The 23,339-nt window shown below is 63.3% G+C and carries 20 protein-coding genes and 1 pseudogene; 13 read left to right on the top strand and 8 right to left on the bottom strand.

Features of this window, described 5'->3' with window-relative positions; translation table 11 throughout:
• Positions 1-2: 2 nt before the first annotated feature.
• The 13 genes and pseudogenes from LA343_RS00455 (at position 3) to tuf (ending at position 16,442) form a co-directional block, all read left to right on the top strand.
• Entirely contained in the window at positions 3-3,971 is a 3,969-nt protein-coding gene (locus tag LA343_RS00455; protein ID WP_025403603.1) for a DNA-directed RNA polymerase subunit beta', read from the top strand.
• A 247-nt stretch (positions 3,972-4,218) separates the two neighbouring features.
• Positions 4,219-4,992 (top strand): glycosyltransferase family 2 protein, encoded by a 774-nt coding sequence (locus tag LA343_RS00450; RefSeq protein ID WP_039910987.1) that lies wholly within the window; start codon positions 4,219-4,221, stop codon positions 4,990-4,992.
• Positions 4,992-6,023, top strand: a complete 1,032-nt coding sequence (locus LA343_RS00445; protein ID WP_144084525.1) for a polyprenyl synthetase family protein — start codon at positions 4,992-4,994, stop codon at positions 6,021-6,023. The genes LA343_RS00450 and LA343_RS00445 overlap by 1 nt, the downstream gene beginning before the upstream one ends.
• 85 nt (positions 6,024-6,108) lie before the next feature.
• Positions 6,109-7,020, top strand: coding sequence for a phytoene/squalene synthase family protein (locus LA343_RS00440; RefSeq protein WP_052337590.1), 912 nt, complete (start codon positions 6,109-6,111; stop codon positions 7,018-7,020).
• Between the two features lie 95 nt (positions 7,021-7,115).
• Complete coding sequence (gene crtI / locus LA343_RS00435; protein WP_025403599.1) at positions 7,116-8,840, top strand: phytoene desaturase family protein; 1,725 nt, start codon at positions 7,116-7,118, stop codon at positions 8,838-8,840.
• A gap of 4 nt (positions 8,841-8,844) precedes the next feature.
• Entirely contained in the window at positions 8,845-9,219 is a 375-nt protein-coding gene (locus LA343_RS00430; RefSeq protein ID WP_025403598.1) for a lycopene cyclase domain-containing protein, read from the top strand.
• Positions 9,216-9,620: a lycopene cyclase domain-containing protein gene (locus tag LA343_RS00425; protein WP_025403597.1), complete on the top strand. Its 405-nt coding sequence runs from the start codon at positions 9,216-9,218 to the stop codon at positions 9,618-9,620. The genes LA343_RS00430 and LA343_RS00425 overlap by 4 nt, the downstream gene beginning before the upstream one ends.
• A complete protein-coding gene (locus LA343_RS00420) occupies positions 9,617-10,618 on the top strand; it encodes a prenyltransferase (protein ID WP_025403596.1) in 1,002 nt (333 codons plus the stop codon). Before LA343_RS00425 ends, LA343_RS00420 begins: the two co-directional genes overlap by 4 nt.
• A 34-nt stretch (positions 10,619-10,652) precedes the next feature.
• Positions 10,653-11,203: pseudogene (gene idi, locus LA343_RS00415) on the top strand (isopentenyl-diphosphate Delta-isomerase).
• A gap of 308 nt (positions 11,204-11,511) precedes the next feature.
• On the top strand, positions 11,512-11,883 hold the full coding sequence (gene rpsL, locus LA343_RS00410; RefSeq protein WP_010268949.1) for a 30S ribosomal protein S12: 372 nt from the start codon (positions 11,512-11,514) through the stop codon (positions 11,881-11,883).
• Positions 11,884-11,886: 3 nt separating this feature from the next.
• Positions 11,887-12,357 (top strand): 30S ribosomal protein S7, encoded by a 471-nt coding sequence (rpsG, locus tag LA343_RS00405; protein ID WP_025403595.1) that lies wholly within the window; start codon positions 11,887-11,889, stop codon positions 12,355-12,357.
• 363 nt (positions 12,358-12,720) lie between these two features.
• Positions 12,721-14,838, top strand: a complete 2,118-nt coding sequence (gene fusA / locus LA343_RS00400) for an elongation factor G (protein ID WP_025403594.1) — start codon at positions 12,721-12,723, stop codon at positions 14,836-14,838.
• 413 nt (positions 14,839-15,251) lie between these two features.
• The gene (gene tuf / locus LA343_RS00395) at positions 15,252-16,442 is read left to right on the top strand and encodes an elongation factor Tu (protein WP_025403593.1); all 1,191 of its coding nucleotides are present in this window, start codon (positions 15,252-15,254) and stop codon (positions 16,440-16,442) included.
• Positions 16,443-16,653: 211 nt separating this feature from the next.
• On the opposite strand, the gene LA343_RS00390 is transcribed toward tuf, so the two are convergent.
• From LA343_RS00390 to LA343_RS00355, 8 genes are all read right to left on the bottom strand, one after another.
• Positions 16,654-17,970 (bottom strand): ISL3 family transposase, encoded by a 1,317-nt coding sequence (locus LA343_RS00390; protein ID WP_025401756.1) that lies wholly within the window; start codon positions 17,968-17,970, stop codon positions 16,654-16,656.
• Positions 17,971-18,218: 248 nt separating this feature from the next.
• Entirely contained in the window at positions 18,219-18,722 is a 504-nt protein-coding gene (locus LA343_RS00385) for a MarC family protein (protein ID WP_081737362.1), read from the bottom strand.
• Between the two features lie 471 nt (positions 18,723-19,193).
• A complete protein-coding gene (locus LA343_RS00380; RefSeq protein WP_025403592.1) occupies positions 19,194-19,991 on the bottom strand; it encodes a GntR family transcriptional regulator in 798 nt (265 codons plus the stop codon).
• 3 nt (positions 19,992-19,994) lie between these two features.
• A complete protein-coding gene (locus LA343_RS00375; RefSeq protein ID WP_025403591.1) occupies positions 19,995-20,552 on the bottom strand; it encodes an Asp23/Gls24 family envelope stress response protein in 558 nt (185 codons plus the stop codon).
• Positions 20,552-21,172 (bottom strand): Asp23/Gls24 family envelope stress response protein, encoded by a 621-nt coding sequence (locus tag LA343_RS00370; RefSeq protein ID WP_025403590.1) that lies wholly within the window; start codon positions 21,170-21,172, stop codon positions 20,552-20,554. The genes LA343_RS00375 and LA343_RS00370 overlap by 1 nt, the downstream gene beginning before the upstream one ends.
• Positions 21,159-22,511 carry an Asp23/Gls24 family envelope stress response protein gene (locus tag LA343_RS00365; RefSeq protein WP_144084524.1) on the bottom strand — a complete coding sequence of 451 codons (1,353 nt, stop codon included), beginning with the start codon at positions 22,509-22,511 and terminating at the stop codon, positions 21,159-21,161. Before LA343_RS00365 ends, LA343_RS00370 begins: the two co-directional genes overlap by 14 nt.
• A 139-nt stretch (positions 22,512-22,650) precedes the next feature.
• Positions 22,651-22,845 (bottom strand): hypothetical protein, encoded by a 195-nt coding sequence (locus LA343_RS00360; protein ID WP_025403588.1) that lies wholly within the window; start codon positions 22,843-22,845, stop codon positions 22,651-22,653.
• Positions 22,846-22,894: 49 nt separating this feature from the next.
• Positions 22,895-23,329 (bottom strand): hypothetical protein, encoded by a 435-nt coding sequence (locus LA343_RS00355; RefSeq protein WP_039910986.1) that lies wholly within the window; start codon positions 23,327-23,329, stop codon positions 22,895-22,897.
• Between the last annotated feature and the right edge of the window lie 10 nt (positions 23,330-23,339).

The following is a 23,339-nucleotide window of genomic DNA, read 5'->3' as shown; positions in this document are numbered from 1 at the left end:
ACGTGCTGGACGTCAACTTCTTCGACGAGCTTCGCATTGGCCTAGCCACCGCTGACGACATCCGTCGTTGGTCCCGTGGCGAGGTCAAGAAGCCCGAAACGATCAACTACCGTACTCTCAAGCCCGAGAAGGACGGTCTATTCTGCGAGCGCATCTTTGGTCCCACCCGCGACTGGGAGTGTGCCTGCGGTAAATACAAGCGTGTCCGCTACAAGGGCATCATCTGTGAGCGCTGTGGTGTTGAGGTCACGAAGTCCAAGGTGCGCCGTGAGCGCATGGGCCACATCGAGCTCGCCGCTCCGGTGACCCACATCTGGTACTTCAAGGGTGTTCCCTCTCGCCTGGGCTACCTGCTGGACTTGGCTCCGAAGGATCTGGAAAAGATCATCTACTTCGCAGCCAACATCATCACCTCCGTGGATGAGGAGGGTCGTCACAACGACCAGTCCACCCTCGAGGCTGAAATGATGCTGGAGAAGAAGGAAGTCGAGGCCGACCGCGACGCCGATCTGGCCGACCGCGCCAAGACCCTCGAGGACGACCTCGCCGAGCTCGAAGCCGCCGGCGCCAAGGCCGACGCCAAGCGCAAGGTGCAGACCGCCGCGGAGCGCGAGATGCGCCACATCCGCGAGCGCGCCGAGCGCGAGATCGACCGCCTCGATGAAATCTGGAACACCTTCGTCAAACTTGCTCCCAAGCAGATGATCGTGGACGAGAACATCTACACCGAGCTGGTGGACCGCTACGAGGATTACTTCACCGGCGGTATGGGTGCCGAGGCTATCCAGACCCTCATCCGCAACTTCGACCTCGAGGCCGAAGCTGAGGAGCTGCGCGAGATCATTCGCGACGGCAAGGGTCAGAAGAAGCTGCGCGCCCTCAAGCGCCTCAAGGTCGTCGCCGCGTTCCTGCGTTCCGGCAACGACCCGGCAGGCATGGTTCTCGACTGCATCCCGGTGATCCCGCCGGAGCTGCGCCCGATGGTGCAGCTGGACGGTGGCCGCTTCGCGACCTCCGACCTCAACGACCTGTACCGTCGCGTGATCAACCGCAACAACCGCCTCAAGCGCATGCTCGACCTCGGCGCCCCCGAGATCATCGTGAACAACGAGAAGCGCATGCTGCAGGAGTCCGTGGACGCACTGTTCGACAACGGTCGCCGTGGTCGCCCGGTCACCGGACCGGGCAACCGCCCGCTGAAGTCCCTGTCGGACCTGCTCAAGGGTAAGCAGGGCCGCTTCCGCCAGAACCTGCTCGGTAAGCGCGTGGACTACTCCGGTCGTTCCGTGATTATCGTCGGTCCGCAGCTGAAGCTGCACCAGTGTGGTTTGCCGAAGCTCATGGCACTCGAGCTGTTCAAGCCGTTCGTCATGAAGCGCCTGGTGGAGAAGTCCTACGCACAGAACATCAAGTCCGCCAAGCGCATGGTGGAGCGCCAGCGCCCCGAGGTGTGGGACGTGCTGGAAGAGGCCATCGCGGAACACCCCGTGATGCTCAACCGTGCACCTACCCTGCACCGCCTGGGCATCCAGGCGTTCGAGCCCATCCTCGTTGAGGGTAAGGCTATCCAGCTGCACCCGCTGGCGTGTGAGGCGTTCAACGCTGACTTCGACGGTGACCAGATGGCTGTCCACCTGCCGCTGTCCGCAGAGGCTCAGGCCGAGGCCCGCATCCTCATGCTGGCATCGAACAACATTCTGTCCCCGGCATCCGGTAAGCCGCTGGCTATGCCCCGTCTGGACATGGTTACCGGCCTGTACTTCCTCACCCTGGTGAAGAAGCCCGGCGAGCTCGGCGGCCAGGGTGCCTACACCCCGGCAACCGAGGACGCACCGGCCACCGGCGTGTACTCCTCCCTGGCCGAGGCCATCATGGCCTACGACCGTGGCGTGCTGGGCCTGCAGGCTCCGATCCGCGTGCGGATCAACCACCTGCGCCCGTCCGCCGAGGTGGAAGCGGAGCTGTTCCCGGATGGCTGGCAGCGCGGCCAGGCCTGGCTGGCTGAGACCACCCTGGGTCGCGTGCTGTTCAACGAGCTGCTGCCGTGGAACTACCCGTACGTCGAGGGCGTCATGGCCAAGAAGCCGCAGGCTACGGTCATTAACGACCTCGCTGCCAAGTACCCGATGATCACCGTTGCTCAGACGGTGGACAAGCTCAAGGATGCTGGCTTCTACTGGGCCACCCGCTCCGGCGTGACCATCACGATGCACGACGTGCTGGTTCTGCCGAACAAGCAGGAGATCCTGGACAACTACGAGGCCAAGGCTCGCGTCATCGAGAAGAAGATGGCACGCGGCAAGATCAACGAGGCCGAGCGCTACCAGTCCCTCGTGGACCTGTGGAAGGAAGCGACCGACTTCGTGGGTCAGTCCGTGGAGGACCTGTACCCGGATGACAATCCGATCCCGATGATCGTGAAGTCCGGTGCGGCCGGTAACATGCGCCAGATCTGGACCCTGGCCGGCATGAAGGGCATGGTCACCAACTCCCGCGGTGAGTACATCACCCGCCCGGTGAAGACCTCCTTCCGTGAAGGCCTGTCCGTGCTGGAGTACTTCAACAACTCCCACGGTTCTCGTAAGGGCCTGGCCGATACGGCTCTGCGTACCGCAGACTCCGGCTACCTGACCCGTCGTCTCGTCGACGTCGCCCAGGATGTCATCGTCCGCGAGGACGACTGTGGTACCTCCCAGGGCGTCGTCATGCCCGTCACCGAGCCGATTCTGGACGCTCAGGGCAACCCGACCGGCCAGTTCATCGCCGCTGACTTCGTGGAGACCTCTGTGCTGGGCCGCTACCTGGCCGCCGACGCCGCTGATGGTGACGGAAACGTCATCGTCGCCGCTGGTGACGTGGTGGGCGAGGCTGAGCTCAACAAGCTCATTGCCGCTGGCATCCCCGATGTCAAGGTCCGCTCGGTGATGACCTGTGCCACCGCCACCGGCGTGTGCTCCACCTGCTACGGCCGCTCCATGGCGACCGGTAAGAAGGTGGAGATCGGCGAGGCCGTGGGCATCGTGGCTGCACAGTCCATTGGTGAGCCCGGTACCCAGCTGACGATGCGTACCTTCCACCTCGGTGGTGTGGGTGGCGACATCACCGGTGGTCTGCCGCGTGTCCAGGAGCTGTTCGAGGCTCGCGTTCCGAAGGCGAAGTCCCCGATCGCGTCGGTGGACGGCACCGTCAAGATCGAGGACGACGACAACTTCTACACCCTCACCATCGTCCCGGATGATGGTTCTGAGGACGTCGTGTACGAGAAGCTGTCCAAGCGCCAGGGCCTGGCAACGCTGGGCACCGGTGGCGTGGAGCGTCCGATCCGCGATGGCGACAAGGTCAAGATGGGCCAGCAGCTGCTCAAGGGCGCTGCCGATCCGCACGAGGTCCTGCGCGTCATGGGCCGCCGCGGTGTGCAGCAGCACCTGATCAACGAAGTGCAGAAGGTCTACCGTGACCAGGGCGTGGCCATCCACGACAAGCACATCGAGATCATCGTGCGCCAGATGCTGCGCCGTGTGACCGTCATCGACTCCGGTTCCACCGAGTTCCTGCCGGGCTCCCTCGTGGAGCACGCGGATGCCGTGGCTGCCTCCAAGGAGGCCGTGAAGTCCGGTGGCCGCCCGGTCGAGGTTCGCGCCGAGATCATGGGTATCACCAAGGCATCGCTGGCAACCGAGTCCTGGCTGTCCGCCGCCTCCTTCCAGGAGACCACCCGTGTGCTCACGGATGCCGCGATCAACAAGCGCTCCGATAAGCTCATCGGTCTCAAGGAGAACGTGATCATCGGTAAGCTGATCCCGGCCGGTACCGGCATCGCCCGCTACCGCAACATCTCCGTAGAGCCCACCGAGGAGGCACGCGCTGCGGCCTACTCGCTGCCGACCAGCTTCGGCGATGGCTTCTACGGCGATGACAGCTACGGTGACTTCACCGGCGCCGCCGTGCCGCTGGATGACCTGGACTTCTAGGAACTTCTAAGTCCCAGCCAGCGCACCCCGCGCGCTAGACCGATAACCCCGTCCGCCCCCGCCGCCCCGGCGAGGAGCAGGCGGGGTTTCGCGCGTTGATGGGGCCCATCACAAGACTTTGGGCGGGGGATGCGTGGGGTGGCGTCGAGGTGAAGAAAAGGGGGTAGGTAGTATCTAGTTTTAGATGAGATATGCCGAGCAACCCGCACTCACCACCGGGCTGCGACGAGAACGAATAGACACCACCGTGACACCACCACCGACGTTGAGCGTGGTCATTCCCTGCCTCAACGATGCACCACTTTTGCGGCGCTGCCTCACCACCATCGCCGCGCAGACCGACCCGCGGCATGAGATCATCGTGGTCGACAACGGCTCTACCGATGATTCGGCCGCCGTCGCGCGCGAATTCGGCGCGCGGGTCGTTGATGAGCCGCGCCGCGGCATCACCTGGGCCACGCAGTCTGGGTTCGACGCCGCCACGGGCGACATCATGCTCCGCACAGATGCGGATATCACGATGCCCCGGGATTTCATGGCGCGCCTACGGGCCACCTGGACCCGAGCGTTGCGCAACCCCGGCCGCAGGGTCGTGGGCGTGACCGGGGGAGGGGAGTTTGAGATCCCCGGCTGGCACGGTCGTGCGCTCACGGCTGCCTACCTGGGTTCTTACCGCCTCACGGCCGGGTGGGCGCTGGGGCACCAGCCCTTTTTCGGCACGAACTATTCCATCAGCCGCGCGTGGTGGAACGAGGTGCGCGAATCGGTTGACTTCTCCGACACGCTCGTGCACGAGGACATGCATCTGTCGTTTGCCGTGCGTCCCGATGAGACGGTGTGGCTGCAGCGTGATCTTGTGCTGCCGATGGATCCGCGGGCGGTGCAGGGCGCGGGCCAGGTGGCGCATCGGTTCCGCCGCGGTTTCCACACCATCCGTGTGAACTGGGCGCGCGAGTTGCCGCAGGACCGCCTGAGCAGGCGCGGGGCGCTGCCCGCAGCGCTGGATCGGTGGGTGCGGTGATGACCGGAAACGATGTGAGCCGTGATCAGAACCGCGATCCGCAGCGCGCGTCGCTGGAGCTGGTGCGCCGCTACCTTGCCGACCGTCGCCCGGACCCGGCGGAGGGCAACGACGTTTTGGCCTTCGCCTACGATGAACTTTCGCGCATCACCCTCGCCGGTAAGCACGTGCGCAGTTCTCTGGTGCACGCCAGCGCGGGCACGGTGACGAGCGAGACCGCCGAGGCCACTGGGGCCACTGAGGCCACTGAGGCTGCGGTGGCGTTCGGTGCTGCCGTTGACCTGCTGCACGGGGGGTTTCTGCTGCACAATGACCTCGTGGATCAAGATGATCTCCGCCGCGGCGAGTGGTCTTTCCACGCGAGTTTGCGCGAGGCCACGAGCAGTGCACACATGGGCCACTCGCTGGCGTTGCTCGCGGGCGATATTGCCCTGGCCGGCGCGATGGATCTGGTGACCTCGCCGCAGGTTCCGCAGCACATGGCGATCCCGGCCACGCGCATCGTGGTGGAGGCGATCACCGAATCCATCGAGGGCGAGCTGCGCGACATCACCCATCGCATCCCGCAGGTCCGCACCAGCGTGGCGGCCGTGCGCACGGCGAATGCATGGAAGACCACGGCGTACACGTTCCGCGCCCCGCTGATGCTCGGCGCCGTGGCCGCAGGTCGCGATCCACATCAGATGGTCCCCGCCGCCGAACTGTTGGGCTTCGCCTACCAGGCCACTGACGACATCGCGGGTTTTCAGGGCGACGCCGCCATGGGGCGCGTCACCATGGTCACCGAGATGCTCGCTGACGACCCCGCGGGCGGGGTGGACGGTGCGGTGCACCGGCTCGCCGCGCAAGTGCGGGACGCGGTGCGCGACGCGCGCGAGGCTCTCGACCGCGAGGGCCTGCCGGCCGACGTGGTGGCCGGGGTCGGCGAGGTGGCGGATCTGCTGGTGCAGCGGGTGGATAGCGCAGTGGAAGCACTGGGCGCAGCCGACGTGAGCGAGGGCTGGGAGAGTGAGTGCCGGGATGACGAGTAAGACACCCCAGCAGGCAAGGCGGACACGCATGTTGTCCAGCACAGTCCGCGCGGGTTGGACAAAAGGACAGGACGTGTTGAAAGGAATGACCGGGCGTGCAAGGAAACGCGGCGCTCAGGTGACGCCCGCCGATGTGGGGCTTTACAACCGCACGTCTAGCTTGGCATCGCGGCAGGTCATCTCCACGTACTCCTCGAGCTTTTCCCTGGCTACATGCTTGCTCGATGCGCGCATGCGCGAGGATATTCGCAACCTCTACGCCGTGGTACGCATCGCCGATGAAATCGTCGATGGCACCGCAGAGCACGCGGGGCTTGGCCGCGACGACATTGTTGAGCTGCTCGATTCCTACGAGCGCGCCGTGCTTGCGGCCCCGTCCACGCGCTTTTCCACGGATCCGGTGCTCCAGGCCTACGGGCGCACCGCCGAGCGCTGTTCCATCAACCCCGAGCACGTTACTGCTTTTTTCCATTCGATGCGGATGGATCTGCACCAAGCCACGCACGATGCCGAGAGTCTCGGCGAGTACATCTACGGCTCGGCCGAGGTCATCGGGCTCATGTGCTTGGACATCTTCCTCGCCGAGCGCACCGTGACCGACGAGGAGCGGGCAACGATGGTCGCCGGTGCCCGCGCGCTGGGCGCAGCGTTTCAGAAGATCAACTTCCTGCGCGACTACGCCGAGGATGTCGATGGCCTGGGGCGGATCTACTTCCCAGACGCGCTGCGCCATGGACTAACCGATGAGGCCAAGCGCGTGATCATCGCGGATATTCGCGAAGACCTGGAGACCGCCGATCGCAGCATCGACCTGCTGCCCTTCGGCGCCCGCGCCGGAGTGATCGCCGCCATGAACCTCTTCGCCGAGCTCACGGATGCCATTGATGCCCTGCCCGCCGAACAGGTGCGGCACGAACGGGTCAGTGTGAGCTCGCCGCGGAAGGCGGCCATCGCCGCGAGGGCGCTGCTGGAGGCGCCGAGGCGCAGGCAGAAATAGCCGCCACAAAACACCACAGAACACCACAAGCACAAAAGCACCAAAGCACAAAAGCACCAAAGCACCAAAACAAGAAACGATAAGGACACAACACCGTGAACTCGCCAACCCCGCCCAGCCACACCACCGGCAGCGACACCACCGGCAGCGACACCACCGGCAGCCACGCTGCGGCGCCGAAGGCCGTTGTCATCGGCGCCGGTATCGCCGGCCTAGCCACCGCCTCCCTCCTCGCCGACGAGGGCTACCACGTCGAGGTCTTCGAGAAGAACTCCGAACCGGGCGGCCGCGCCGGGCTGCTCGAGGACGCCGGCCACCCCGGCTTCCGCTGGGACACCGGACCCAGCTGGTACCTCATGCCGGAGGCTTACGATAACTTCTTCACCCTCGCCGGAACGTCCACGCAAGAGCAGCTGGACCTGCGCCGCCTCGAGCCCGGATACCGCGTCTTCCCGCAGGGCGATGCCCCGATCGACGTGGAGGCGGAGCCGCACCGGTTCAAGGAACTGTTCAACTCGATCGAAACTGGTGCGGGGGAGAAGGTGGCGTCGTACCTGGAGGAAGCCCGGAGGATCTACGACCTGAGCGTGGAGAGCTTCCTCTACACCACGTTCACCTCCCTGGCGTCCTTCAAAGCTATTCGGGATCTGCCGACCCTCGGCAACCTGCTGAAGAACCTGGTCACGAGCCTGTCCAGCCACGTGGCGGAGCGGTTCGAGGACGTACGCCTGCGGCAGGTGCTGTCGTACCCAGCGGTGTTCCTCTCCGGACGCCCGGAGACCACCCCGGCGCTGTACCAGCTCATGAGCTACACCGACCTCGTGCAGGGCGTGCAGTACCCGGCCGGTGGTTTCACCGCCGTGGTCGACGCGCTGTATCGCCTCGCCGAGCAGCGCGGCGTGCGGTTCCACTTCAACGCCGAGGTCACGGCCGTGGAGACCACGCCACTGCACGCCACTGATCTCGTCGGCAAGGCCCGGGCTCGGCTCGGCGGGCAGCGCGCCCGCGCCGTGGGCATCGGCGTGCGCACTGGAGACGGCGCCGGAGGAGACACTGGAGTGCGCCACGTGCCCGCCGACGTGGTGGTGAGCTGCGCCGACGTGCACCACACCGAGACCGCGCTGCTGCCCAAGCGCCTGCGCAGCCACTCCGAGGGCTGGTGGCGCCGCCGCAACCCGGGCATCGGCACGGTGCTGGTGATGCTGGGCGTGCGCGGGGAGCTGCCGGAGCTGTCCCACCACAACCTGCTGTTCAGCAAGAATTGGACACCGGACTTCGACCAGGTCTTCGAGCAATATGGCCAGCCGGACGGCCGCTCGCATTCTATCTACGTCTCCAAGCCCTCGCAGTCCGATGCGTCGGTTGCCCCGGATGGCCACGAAAACCTCTTCATGCTCATTCCAGTCGCCCCCGATCCGACCATCGGGCACGGGTCGGCGTACCGGGCTGTGGCGTCGAACAAGGTGGAAAAAATTGCCGACGCCGCCGTGGATCAACTTGCCGAGTGGGCTGGGATTCCGGATCTCAAGGACCGGATCGTTGTGCGGCACACGGTGGGCCCGGCCGATTTCGAAGGCCGGTATCACTCCTGGTCCGGCGGGGCGCTCGGCCCGGCGCACACGCTGCGCCAGTCGGCGTTCCTGCGGGGCAAGAACGTGGCGAGCAAGGTGCCGAACCTCCTGTACGCTGGCGCGACGACCGTGCCGGGCGTGGGCGTGCCGATGTGCCTGATCTCTGCGGAGAATGTCATCAAGCGCCTGCGCGGCGATTCTTCCCCGGCGCCGCTGGCGGAACCGACCCAGCCCGGCAAGGACTCGTAGCGCTATGCCCGCCCTCAGCCTGCTCTACCTCGCGCTACTCGTCGCGGTCATCTGCTGCATGGCCTTGTGCGATTACCGCTGGAAGCTCGCCTTTTTTCTCGACGCCGCCAGGGCCGCATTCATCGCCGTTGGCATGGTTGCGTTGTTCCTCGTGTGGGATGGGCTGGGGGTGGCCTTCGGAGTGTTCTCCCGCGGCGATTCGCCGTACATGACCGGCATCGAGCTGGCCCCGGACATTCCCCTGGAGGAACCGTTCTTCCTGTTCTTCCTCACCTACCTCACGCTCAACTTCACGACGGCGGTGCGCAGGCTGCTTAACGGCCGGGCGCCGGTTAGCGGGGGCAGCGAGAGCGACGGGGCCGAAGGGGGAGCGCCATGACTTACACCCTCATCAGCCTGCCGTTCCTCGCGATTGCGCTGGGGCTCACCGTGTACAGCTGGCGCACTCTAGCTGCGGCGGATCGCAGGCAGGGCACCCGCATCGCGCGGCGCTACCTGCAGGTCGTCGGCGTGGTGAGCGTGATCGTGCTGGTGCTCACCGCGATCTTCGACAACATCATGATCATCGCGGGGCTTGTGGACTATGGCACTACCCAACGGTTGGGAATCCACATCGGCGCGGTCCCCATCGAGGACTTCTTTTACTCCCTGTTCGTCACGCTGGTCGTGCCGGCGCTGTTCCACCCGGGGGCTTCTCGTTCTGTACCGTCGGCGCCAACCGCACCACTTCATTCACCACCTACCACACCACCAAAGCAGCGGAAAGGACACCGCTCATGAACCACTCACCATCACCTCGCTCAGTCGCCCAAGCCTCAGCCACCCAAGCCTCTGTCACCCAAACCTCTGTCACCCTGACGTGGAAGGACAAACTCTGGGCGATCTTCAGCTCGTCCCGCCCCATTAGCTGGATCAACACCGCGTTCCCCTTCGGTGCGGCCTATCTGCTCGTCGGCGGCCGGTTGGACTGGGTCTTCGTGGTCGGTGTGCTGTTCTTCCTCATCCCCTACAACATTGCGATGTACGGCATCAACGATGTATTCGACTACGAATCGGACATCCGCAATCCCCGCAAGGGCGGGGTCGAAGGCGCCGTGTTGGATAAGCGCCTGCATCCCACGCTCCTGTGGACGTCGGCGATCACGGTCGTCCCGTTGGCGATCATCCTTTACGCGGCGGGCACCCCGGCCTCGGCGTTCTGGCTGACGGTCTCCCTCGCGGCGGTGCTGGCCTACTCCGCGCCGGTGCTGCGTTTCAAGGAGCGCCCTGTGCTGGACTCGATCACCTCCTCGACGCACTTCGTCACGCCCGCGCTGGTGGGTGGCACCATGGCGCAGGGGTTGTTGGATAGCGGCGAGGCCACCCGCCAGTTGGGGCAGACCGGCCCGCCCTACGGGCTTACACCCCAGTTCTGGATCGTCATGGCCGCCTTCTTCCTATGGGGCACGGCATCGCATGCGCTCGGCGCGGTGCAAGACGTCCAATCCGACCGCGAGGGCGGGCTGAAATCCGTCGCCACAGAGCTTGGCCCGCGCCTGACCGTCCGCCTGGCCGTCGGGTGCTATGCCCTGGCCAGCCTCTTGCTGCTCACCCTCGGGTGGTACGGCGCCATCGTGGCGGTGGCAAACCTGCTCTACGTGGTCAACGCTGCCCGATTCTGGAACGTCGACGATGCCGGCGCCGTGGGCGTCAACCGCGCCTGGAAGGTCTTCCTGTGGGCCAACTACGTGGTCGGCGTTGTGGTCACCATGACGCTCATCTGGCTGGTCATTCACTAGCCCCTCACTCACTCCACCGAAAGGCCCTCCCTTCATGCCGCATACCCACGCGACCGACGAACTCGTGGTCCTCCTCGACGAGCACGCCACCCCCATCGGCCAGCACCCCAAGGCCACGGTTCACACGGATCACACCCCGTACAACCTGGCGTTTTCCAGCTACCTCCTCGACGGCCACGGCCGGGTCCTCATCACCCGCCGGGCCTTGGGTAAGGCCGCCTGGCCCGGCGTGTGGACCAACTCCGCCTGTGGCCACCCCGCCCCTGGTGAAGATATCGCCTCCGCTGTTCGACGCCGTACCGCGCACGAACTCGGGGCAGACATCGGTGAGCCCAGGGTTGTCCTGCCGGAGTTCAGCTACCGCGCCGTGGATGCCAGCGGAATCGTCGAGTGGGAGTCTGCCCGGTGTACGTTGCGCGCCTGGAGGCGTCGATAAACCCAAACCCTGACGAAGTCTGCGACTGGGCGTGGGTGGAGGCAGATAAGCTGGTGCAGGCCGTGAGACTTATGCCGGAGGTGTTTAGCCCGTGGATGGTTGAGCAGCTGTCGGATCGGAGACTCGTCGATGCGATCAGCGAGTCCTAGCCCCGCAAAGGGCAGCTGAGCGCCGCCCCCAGGGGAGTGGACGGTGATTTGGGATCCACCAGGGCTTCTAGTAGTGTCCTACGTTAGTCCCCAAACTAGGACGATCCGGCGGCAAGCGCCGCGTGACCATGGGTCACCAGCGAGCCACTGTTTTTGAGCCACTGAAACCGGCCGAGAACGTGCTCCATGTTGGATCTTTTTTGCCCCGTAGGCCAGCGAGAGCGGCTGACGGGCTTACGCACGTTTAAAAGCCGGTTCATCGTCCGTGAGGGAAACAGACCACACATCCATTGACAGAAAGTCGGTTCATGCCAACTATTCAGCAGCTGGTCCGCAAGGGCCGTCACGATAAGACCGTGAAGGTAAGCACCGCTGCGCTGAAGGGCTCCCCGCAGCGCCGCGGCGTGTGCACCCGCGTGTACACCACCACCCCGAAGAAGCCGAACTCCGCTCTCCGTAAGGTCGCTCGCGTTCGCCTGACCTCCGGCATCGAGGTCTCCGCATACATCCCCGGTGAGGGCCACAACCTGCAGGAGCACTCCATGGTGCTCGTGCGCGGCGGTCGTGTGAAGGACCTCCCCGGTGTTCGCTACAAGATCATCCGCGGCTCCCTCGATACCCAGGGCGTCAAGGATCGTAAGCAGGCCCGTTCCCGCTACGGCGCTAAGAAGGAGAAGTAAGACATGCCACGTAAAGGTCCAGCACCTTCCCGCCCGCTCGTCAAGGATCCGGTTTACGGCGACGTCTTGGTTTCCCAGCTCGTCAACAAGGTCCTGCTCGACGGCAAGAAGTCCACTGCAGAGCGCATCGTCTACGGCGCACTCGAGCAGTGCCGTGAGAAAACCGGTACCGATCCGGTTCTGACCCTCAAGAAGGCTCTCGACAACGTGAAGCCCGCCCTCGAGGTTCGCTCCCGCCGCGTCGGTGGCGCCACCTACCAGGTGCCGGTTGACGTTCGCCCGGGCCGTTCCACCACCCTGGCCCTGCGTTGGTTGGTGACCTTCACCCGCCAGCGTCGCGAGAACACCATGACTGAGCGTCTCGCCAACGAGATCCTGGATGCCTCCAACGGCCTCGGTGCTTCCGTGAAGCGCCGTGAGGATACTCACAAGATGGCAGAGGCCAACCGCGCCTTCGCTCACTACCGCTGGTAAGCGGTGTTCGATGCCTCATCTTCCACGAGTGAAGATGGGGCTCGAATCAAGTTTGGCCTGGTAAAAGCCTGGTAGAATATAGAGCTTGCGTGCCTGAGATACTGGCGCACAAGGCCAGCACCGTGCTCCCCAGCGCGGCGAATCGACTGTGATCCACGATCGCGAAGGCCAACACAACACCGGACGTAGCGGCGTCGGAGTAAAAGCACCGAGAAAAAGTGCGATCTCCAACAGGAAAAAACCGCAACGAACTGGCACAATGGATCAAGTACGTAAAAAACCCGCGGCTCCTGCGGTGTCCTGAACGAAACAGAGATGACGGGCGCCTGGGCCGCTCAACAACGAAATGAGTGGGGTTACCCAGTGGCAATTGAAGCGTTGACCGACCTGAAGAAGGTCCGCAACATCGGCATCATGGCGCACATCGATGCCGGTAAGACCACCACCACCGAGCGCATCCTCTTCTACACCGGCATCAACCGCAAGATCGGTGAGACCCACGATGGTGCGTCCACGATGGACTGGATGGAGCAGGAGAAGGAGCGCGGTATCACCATTACCTCCGCTGCTACCACCTGCTACTGGAACGACAACCAGATCAACATCATCGACACCCCCGGCCACGTGGACTTCACCGTTGAGGTGGAGCGTTCCCTCCGTGTCCTCGACGGTGCCGTTGCTGTGTTCGACGCCAAGGAAGGCGTGGAGCCGCAGTCCGAGCAGGTGTGGCGCCAGGCCACCAAGTACGACGTCCCCCGTATCTGCTTCGTCAACAAGATGGACAAGCTGGGCGCGGACTTCTACTTCACCGTGGACACCATCATCGATCGCCTCGGCGCCAAGCCGTTGGTGATGCAGCTGCCGATCGGCGCTGAGGACACCTTCGACGGTGTTGTGGACCTGCTGAACATGCGCGCCATCACCTGGCGCGGCACCGTGGAGATCGGCGCAGAGCCGACCTACGAGGAGATCCCGGCAGAGCTGCAGGACAAGGCTGAAGAGTACCGCGAGAAGCTCATCGAGACCGTCGCTGAGTCCGATGAAGAGCTCATGGAGCGCTACTTCGCCGGTGAGGAAATCACCGTTGACGAGCTGAAGAAGCAGATCCGCCAGCTGACCATCAACTCTGAGGTCTACCCGGTTTACTGTGGCTCCGCCTACAAGAACAAGGGCATCCAGCCGATGCTGGACGCTGTGATCGACTTCCTGCCCAACCCGATGGACGTCGGCTCCATCGTGGGCCACGATCCGAAGGATCCGGAGAAGGAAATCACCCGCAAGCCCTCCAAGGACGAGCCGTTCTCCGCTCTGGCCTTCAAGGTTGCCGTGCACCCGTTCTTCGGCAAGCTGACCTACGTGCGCGTGTACTCCGGCTCCGTGGAGACCGGTGCACAGGTGCAGAACGCTACCAAGGACAAGAAGGAGCGCATCGGCAAGCTGTTCCAGATGCACTCCAACAAGGAGCAGCCGGTCGACAAGGCCTCCGCTGGTCACATCTACGCCTTCATCGGCCTGAAGGACACCACCACCGGTGACACCCTCTGCGATCAGCAGAACCCGGTCATCCTGGAGTCCATGGACTTCCCGGATCCGGTGATCGAGGTGGCCATCGAGCCGAAGACCAAGTCCGACCAGGAGAAGCTGGGTACCGCTATCCAGAAGCTCGCCGAAGAGGACCCGACCTTCACCGTCAAGCTGGACGAAGAGACCGGCCAGACCGTCATCGGCGGCATGGGCGAGCTGCACCTCGACGTGCTGGTTGACCGCATGAAGCGCGAGTTCAAGGTCGAGGCTAACGTGGGTGCCCCGCAGGTTGCGTACCGCGAGACCATCCGCAAGCCGGTCGAGAAGCTCGAGTACACCCACAAGAAGCAGACCGGTGGTTCCGGTCAGTTCGCTCGCGTCATCATCGCCGTGGAGCCCTTCGAGCCCGAGGAAGGCTCCGACGAGACCTACGAGTTCGTCAACGAGGTCACCGGTGGTCGCGTGCCGAAGGAGTACATTCCTTCCGTGGATGCTGGTATCCAGGACGCCATGCAGTACGGCTACCTCGCCGGCTACCCGCTGGTGAACATCAAGGCCACCCTGCTCGATGGTGCTTACCACGAGGTTGACTCCTCCGAAATGGCCTTCAAGCTCGCCGGTTCCCAGGCGCTGAAGGAAGCCGTTGCGAAGGCAAAGCCGGTTCTGCTCGAGCCGCTCATGGCCGTTGAGGTCATCACGCCCGAGGAGTACATGGGCGACGTCATTGGCGACATCAACTCCCGCCGTGGCCAGATCCAGTCCATGGATGACCGCGCTGGCGCCAAGGTTGTCAAGGCTAAGGTGCCGCTGTCTGAGATGTTCGGCTACATCGGTGACCTGCGCTCCCGCACCGCCGGCCGCGCAAACTTCACCATGATCTTCGATTCCTACGGCGAGGTTCCCGCGAACGTCTCCGCAGAGATCGTGGCCGAGCGCACGGGCAACTCCCAGAACTAAAACCTGGCCAATCGCATCACTGCAATCCGCTACCAACGCCGCTGTTGCAGTACGGATGGGTGCTTGAAGAAAGCATCTGACCGAAGGCAGCGCGGCGGGGTAGGGGCCAGCAGCTCGCATCCTGCGAACACGCCGTAACCAGCTACCACAAGTTGGCTACAAAGTGAGTCAATTTTTCCGCTGGCGTGTTTTCACGTAGGATGCGTAGTGCTGGCCGTTACCCAGTTGTGTGTAACGCATTTGTCCTCTGCACAGAGGTAAAGATTTTCGTTGCACCGTAAATCTGACAATCGGCAAGAAGAAAGACCAGTCGAAGCTGGGACCCTGCAACCGGTAGGGAACCGATTCGCTGGAAATGAAAATTCATGTGGCTGCGAAAGTCGTAGCCACCGAGCAGTCCAGGAGGACACAAAGTGGCGAAGGCTAAGTTCGAGCGTTCTAAGCCGCACGTTAACATCGGCACCATCGGTCACGTCGACCACGGCAAGACCACCACCACTGCCGCTATCACCAAGGTTCTGGCTGACAAGTTCCCAGAGTCCAACAAGTCCTTCGCTTTCGACGCCATCGACAAGGCGCCGGAGGAGAAGGAGCGTGGCATCACGATCAACATCTCCCACGTTGAGTACGAGACCGAGAAGCGCCACTACGCACACGTCGACGCTCCCGGCCACGCTGACTACATCAAGAACATGATCACCGGTGCTGCCCAGATGGACGGCGCTATCTTGGTTGTTGCTGCTACCGATGGCCCCATGCCTCAGACCCGTGAGCACGTGCTGCTGGCACGCCAGGTTGGCGTTCCTTACATCCTCGTTGCACTGAACAAGTGCGACATGGTTGACGATGAGGAGCTGCTGGAGCTCGTTGAGATGGAGGTCCGCGAGCTGCTGGGCGAGCAGGAGTACGACGAAGAGGCTCCCGTTGTCCACATCTCCGCACTGAAGGCTCTCGAGGGCGATCCCGAGTGGACCGAGAAGATCCTCGAGCTCATGGACGCTTGCGACAACTCCATCCCGGATCCGGAGCGCGAGACCGACAAGCCGTTCCTGATGCCCATCGAGGACATCTTCACCATCACCGGCCGCGGTACCGTTGTTACCGGCCGTGTTGAGCGTGGCATCCTGAACCTCAACGACGAGGTTGAGATCCTGGGTATCCGCGAGAAGTCCCAGAAGACCACCGTTACCTCCATCGAGATGTTCAACAAGCTGCTGGACACCGCTGAGGCCGGCGACAACGCTGCTCTGCTGCTCCGTGGCCTGAAGCGCGAAGATGTTGAGCGTGGTCAGATCGTGGCTAAGCCCGGCGCTTACACCCCGCACACCGAGTTCGAGGGCTCCGTGTACATCCTGTCCAAGGACGAGGGTGGCCGCCACACCCCGTTCTTCGACAACTACCGTCCGCAGTTCTACTTCCGCACCACCGACGTTACCGGTGTTGTGAAGCTGCCTGAGGGCACCGACATGGTTATGCCTGGTGACAACGTTGACATGTCCGTCACCCTGATCCAGCCGGTCGCTATGGACGAGGGCCTGCGCTTCGCTATCCGCGAGGGTGGCCGCACCGTTGGCGCTGGTCGCGTTACCAAGATCACCAAGTAAGGTCGATCGACTTATAGGATCGCGCAGCTAGGTAGTCCTCTCCGAAGCCTCCAGGGCTGAGCAGAGAGGTTCCCTGCAAGCGAGACTGTACACAGAAGCGGGGCACGGCACTTCCAAAGAAGTGCTGTGCCCCGCTTCTGGTATGCGAGCACTGTTAAAACCCCGGCTCCATCGGGCTCCGTAACCTTGGCCGAAAGGGGCTCTTCACGATTTAGAGTGCGTTGATCCGGTTGTGTATCTGGCCGGAGTGGATCAGTGACCGCAAGATGTAGTGGTTGAGATTCCTGAACCCCAGAGCAATCCCGCGTAGATGCTCGAGCCGTCCGTTGATCGCCTCGACCGGACCGTTGGACGCCCCGATATCGAAGTACGCCAGGACATCCTCACGCCGACGCCACAATGTCCGACCCAGTTGCGCGAGCTCTTCCAGCCCCTTCGGTAGGCCCTTACGAATGCTGTTGATCACCCTGCTCATGAGCTTCTTGCCCTCCGACTTCTGCGGATGCCCGTAAGCCGCAATCATGTCCTGATAGAACATCCAGGTCACCTCCAGGGCCACGTATTCGTCATCGGTGGCCCACAGCATGTCCAGGCGCTGCTTCTGCCGCTCGGTGAGGTAGTCCGTCCTGGTCAGTAGCGTGCGACGGTGCTTGTACAGCGGATCGTCCTTGCGGCCCCGGTGTCCGGTGGTCTCTCGTTGGAGCCGTTGCCGGCATCCGGTGAGTTTGTCGGCTGCCAGATGCACCACGTGGAAGGGGTCCATGACCTTGGTGGCATCCGGGAGCATCTGATCGACGGCTGAGGCGTAACCGGTGAAGCCGTCCATGGTCACCACCTGCACATTTTCCCGGAAAGCAGGATCGCGTTCCTGCAGCCAGGTGCGCAGCACCTGTGCACTGCGGCCGGGGCGCATGTCCAGCAGTCGGGCAGGGCCACGGCCGTCGACCAGGGGCGTGAGGTCGACGAGGATGGTCACCAGACTGGATGGCTGACCTGACTTTCGGGTGTGTTTCCATACGTGCTCATCCACCCCGAGGATGCGCACCCCGTCCAGATGCGGAGAGTCGTCGTAGACAAGCTTGCGGCAGGCCTCGAGGGCGACCTGATTGACCAGCTCCCAACCCACGCCGAGTGCCTTGGCGGTGGCAGACACGCTCATCCGGTCGACCGCGAGGCGCTGGAGGATCCAGCGGGTCACCCGGTGGGTGAGTTTCGCTCCGTCATCGGCGCAGCTCAGTGTGGCCTGGAAGATCTTCCTGCCACAGGAGGCATTCGTACAGGTGAAGCGGGGCACGCGGACGTGCAGACGGGTCGGGAACCCGACCACCGGCAGATCGACGAGACGGCGAAGGACGTGGTCGCGAAGCTTCCCGGATTGTGCGCAGTCAGGGCAGGTGTTGCTCGCGGACACGGGTGTGGCGTCGATGATGGTGATGTTTCCGGCGTCGGCGGCACCGGTGATCGTCAGGCCGATCTCGGCGGTGCGGCAGATGGTGTCGGCGACGAGGTTGCCAGTAGTAGGCTGCACAGTAGGGTCCTGGTTCGGTTGGATGGAAGCGTCGTAACTCTCATCTTGTACCGGCCAGGACCCCTATATGTTGTGCCACCCCGAACCCCACCCCGCGGTCAACTACGCACTCCGAAACGTGAAGAGCCCCGAAAGGTCATAGGTCATGGGCTGCAAGCCGGGGTTATGTTCGTGTGTGGAGGTTTACGCAGTGGCTGCCCTCCCAGTCCCCGATGCTCCGAAGGGGACCGTACCGCGGCGATGCGGCGTTAGTGTAGAGCGCCGACGTGGATCAGCCAGTCGTGCAGGCCGCCGATGAAGATCTGTGTACCGATTGCAAGGATCAAGAAGCCCATGATGCGGGTCAGCGCGTCGATGGCGCCCGGCTTCAGCTTGTCGAACAGCGGGGTGGCGAAGTAGAGCAGCACACCGGTCAGCAGTGCCAGCAGGAAGTAGCCGAGGGTCAGGCCGATGAGCGTTTCCACCGATCCATTACGGGCACCGAGAGCGATGACAGCACCGATGGCACCCGGGCCGGCGAGCATGGGCAGAGCCATCGGGGAGAAGGAAATGTCCTGCCTGCCCTCGTGTTTGCTCTTGATGTTCTCCTCGTGCTCGGTCTTGGGGTTAATCATGCCGAAGCCCGCGGCGCCCACGATGAGGCCACCGGCGAGCTGCAGGGCGGGAATAGTAAGGCCCAGTCCCTTGAGGATCAGTGGTCCGAGGAGGCCGAACACGGCCAAGAGGATAAAGATGTAAATCGCGGTCTTGATGGCCTGCTAGCGCTTCTCGGCCGGATCCAAGTGCGAACTCATGCTGGCGTAAATCGCAACGCCGCCAACGGGGTTAACCAGAGGGAAAAGCGCAGCGAAGCCGGCAACAATGAAGTGGAACAAAGTCACTCGTTGTCAACTCCTGTCGTTTTCTTACGTCGTGTTTTCTTCTGCATTGCGTACGTGTCGTACGAGCTTGTTCATCAACGCTGATCAGAGTGGTCGATTAAGACTGGTTGATGACATTCAGTCGATCACATCCAACGACCCGCCAACTGCCTACGAGGAGGCGACGTCAGCGACGGCACGGATGGTGCATCTCTCGCCAGTTCCCAAAGCGAACATTTCGCCGTGAGGCGAACGGTCGTTGAACACATCTACCCAGTGTAGAGACGGTTGCTGCAGATTTCAGGGCGAGGCCCAGTCCGGCTAGCAGCCGTCAACTAACCAGCGCCCCCACCATGACGGCAATTACGACCAAGGAAAGCGGTCAGCGGACGTCCAGCTCAGACTGTTGTGGAACCCACTCGTCGGCACGGCGATGGCCAGTGCGTGCGCCACATAGTGATCCTCGCCCATCTCCAGAGGATTGCCGTGCCCATCCCGCGAGATCCTCCGGTGCACCAGGACAGGATCGCCAGTACTGATCGGCAAGTGTTCCACGTCGTCGGTGGTCGCGGTCTGTGCGGAAAACACATTGTCCGCAGCGATGAAGTGAATCCCGTACCGGTTGCGCAACTCGTTCGTCACCGAGGGGCATAGCGGAGACATCGGCTCGACCTTGACTCCTACCCATTCGGGATACCGCGTGCGCTCCATCATGATGGGGTGGTCATCGATAGTCCGGACGCGCAAGACTTCCAGGACCGGTGACCCCACAGCGACCCGCAAGTGCTCTGCGTCGGCATCCTGCGCGGGTGCCCATTCTTGTCGGATCACACGCCCGCCCGGTGTGCGACCCTGGCCGTAGACCCATTGCGCGAAGCTGCGGAATTTGCTCACTTCAGGGAATCGGGCGGGCTTGCGCATCACGACCTTGCGTGCACCACGCCTGCTCGACAGGGTGCCTTCTGCCAGCAGCTCATTGAGGGAGCGCCGCACGGTTCCGGCCGACACACCGAATCGGCGGGAGAGATCCGCTTCGCTGGGAAGCGAACTGCCCACCGCATAGATCTCCTCGCGGATATCGGCACGGATGGTGTCGGCGATTTCTTCAAAGCGAGGACGTTGAGAGCGGGCCGATCCCGCTGATCCGCGTGTTTCGGTCACGCTCTACTCGGCCACCCTCTCGACTTCCAAGCGGAAGCGCGGAGCGAAGTTCATTCCAGGCGTGGCAGCCACGATATCCTCTGCGGTCTGTCGGCACGCTGCTCGCAGCGCCGCAACGTCCACGGTGGAGTTGGCACGGATGACGAACTGCATCACGCGCTGTCCGCGGTCAACCGTGGCGATGTGGGTGGTGACTCGTACTCCGCGATTGCGTTCCAGCTCCTGCGCGGCGGCACTTGCAATGTCTCCGGCGTGGACGGTGAGCACCCCGTCCACCTGGGAGTGCGCGAGGTTCTTCTTCCCGATGCGCCGACGCTCGATGTTCATCACGATGATGACCAGTCCGATTACCGCACAGCCGAGTGCTACGGCGAGCATGATGATGTCGTAATTGCCGCTCTGCGGAACCGTTTCGCCCACCGTGTGCTGGACGTTCCTACCGGCATCGTCTGCCCAGTTCTGGTTGAGGTATTCACCGATCGCCCACGCACAGATGAGGCCAAACACAACAGCGACGATGAATGTGACGAGGCGGTTGATCGCCATCTTTGACTTGCTCATTACGCCTGCGCTCCTGGTTCGTTGTTGATTCGCACCTTTAAGGCGACGCCACCCTCATCGATCAACCCGCCGAGACGTTCGTGGAGGGCTTGGACGATGGATTGTTTCAAGGTCTCGAGGTCCGCCGTTCCACTGCCCCGGGCGGGAATCACGGTCACGGTCAGCTTCTTGCGCGTGGCAACCGAGTTGGCAGCAACAACACCCGCCACCCCACGCGTGGTGGAGGTGGCGAGGCGAGCGACGTCCACGGGGCGCAGCCAGAGGGGATCGAGCTCCATGTGCGTGCGGCGACGCGGCGCCACAACCGCGATGAGAAGCAGAAGCGCGATGACCCCCGAAATGATCGCGGTCGCGAGTGCGAACTGCTTGCGGTCGAAGCTACCGAACCAGTCGAAGACCGGGGGCAGCCAGGTGTCTCCGGACAAGTGGTCGGCGCGGATAAGAAGGTCGCGGCCGATGACGACGGCCACGGCGATGAGCAGTAGGCCGAACAGGACTGCGAGCCAGCGTGCCTTTGGGGAGGCCACCGGTGCTTTAGCCGGAGCCCGGTCTTCCTCTTTGGTGGCGATCTCCGACCCGAGGGAGTCGAAATCTACGGCAAACCGATTATCGATGGTCATGGTTGTTCTCCTCCGGCCCCTCGAACTCCTCGAGTTCCTCCCATGTCACGGGAGTGGCTTCAACAATGATGGGCTCACGATCCTCGCGCACGCTGGGTGTGACCGTGGTGGCCAGTCCCTCAGGCGTGGAGATGGTGTGGGTCGGCAAGCCCTCGGGTGTGGGAATATCCTCACGCAGCTTGAGCCCGGTGGCCTTCGGAATCGGGCGGTACACCGGACCAGACGGTGGGAAGACCGGGATCGTGATGGGCAGGCCATTCGCCATCGGGGCGGGACGCTGCGGTAGGCCGGTGGGCCGGTAGACCGGGATGGTCAGCGGCAACCCCTTGGGCTTGCTCACCTTCCGTTGCGGCAAACCACCGGGGCGTTGCACCGCGATGGTCAGGGGCAAACCTTCGGGTTCCCGCATTGGGCGAGTGGGAAGCCCGGTGGGGCGGTACACCGGAATGGTGAGCGGAAGGCCTTTGGGGGAGCGAAGCTTCTGCTTCGGCAGCCCGGTCGGACGCTGGACGGGGATGGTCAGCGGCAAACCTTGAGCCCGAGGAGTCGGGCGGTAGGGCAATCCATGAGGCCGAGCGACGGGAATGGTGAGCTCCAGCCCGTGGGGCTCCGGCACGGGCTGGACATCCACCACGTTCGTGATCTCGACGGGCCGGGCCGGCAGTGGAGTAACCTCCGGGAAGATCGTGACCGGTAGCGGATCCACCTGGGGATCGGCCTTGATGGGCAGTGGCCGAACCATGGGAGCTTCCGAGGGCGTGAGCGGCTCGGGCTGCTCCACGGATTGCTTGAGTGGCAGACCGGTCGGCTCTGGGAGGTTGCGGAGCTCCCGCCGGATGGGGTGATCCTTGATTTTCGGCTCAGCCTTGGGCAACACGGGATTAGCGATGATCTTCGCCAAGTCTGGATGGGGATCCGCGGCCTTCAGGTCGTCCAGCGTCACCCGCTCCTGCGGGATGCTGGGATCGACCTCGGCGGGCACTACTGCGGCGACTTCAACGTTGATCGCATTTACTCCGCGGCCGGTGTAATCGATGATCCATTGCGCCACCGTGTAGCGCACCATCTGCGCTACGGCGTTAACCGGGCTGGGCCAACGCACGGCGATCTGCATATCGATGGTGTAACCGCGTACCGCATCGGGCTCGGCCTGCGTATCTTCGACAGCTTCCGCTCCCGGACCGTGGTGGTCTTCTTGGATATCGCACAGGGGAAACTCCCGCCCGGTGAGGCGGTTGATTCCGGAGGTGTGGCGAATCACGCCGGGGACCGAGAGTGCGGCTCGGCGCACGATCGGTTCCAGACTCTTCGCGTTCAGTTGGTACGTCTGCGTAGACATGATGGTGACTGCCTGTTCAAGCTCTGTGGATCGGCCCGGTGTCACGAGGGTGTCACTAGGGTGTTACTAGAGTGTCTCTAGGGTCACTAGGCCGGGGGGACTGTCGCGGTGTGCGGCGGCGTGGTGGACAGCGCGGGCGCTAGCCGCGGCCGACGTTTCCACCGTTCATCTTGAAGGTGTCGCGGAGGTCAATGCGCCCCTCGAAGTGGGCGCCGATTGCTCCACCGATAGCCACGAAAACCAAGACAACGAGGAATCCGAGCAGGCCCTGCCACAGGGCGCCCACTGCAAGCATAAAACCGATGAGCAGGCCGTAGAGTGTTGCGTTCTTCATGGGGAAAATCCCTTCTTGCTGCCAATTGGCAACGTTTCCAATGGTGTTCTTACTGTGGCTTGCGCCGGTGCCGGTTGTTGTGGGAACCGCCTCGGTAGCCCTTGAGGAACTCCGAGGGAATGCGGTCGGTCACAGTGTGGCGAATATTTCCGGCCAACCGGCCCGCCCGCTGCGCGAGTTTCTCCGGGAAACCGTTGGCAACAATCTTTCCGCTCTTATCCCGGATGCCCGAGGTCGCACGGGAGATGCGGTCGATGTATTCGCCGGCCGTATCCGCCGCCTGCGTCGCCACATCTTCGGGGATGAACGATGGTCGGTGGGTACGTACTTGTTTACGAAGCTGAAGTTTGCGGGCCCATTGCTCATCGAGCTCATTAAGGGCAGCGATGAGAGCTGCATCCGAACCTCCCCGGTCGGGGTGGTTATCCCGAATCACCCGCCGGCGTTCGGCGAGGTAGTCAGGTTCACTTCGGAAGTCGTTCATGGGTCCTGGA

Origin of the sequence: Corynebacterium falsenii (assembly GCF_020099275.1) — a bacterium.
In the GTDB taxonomy this organism is placed as follows: Bacteria; Actinomycetota; Actinomycetes; order Mycobacteriales; family Mycobacteriaceae; genus Corynebacterium; species Corynebacterium falsenii.
This window is presented reverse-complemented; position numbering and strand designations above follow the sequence as displayed.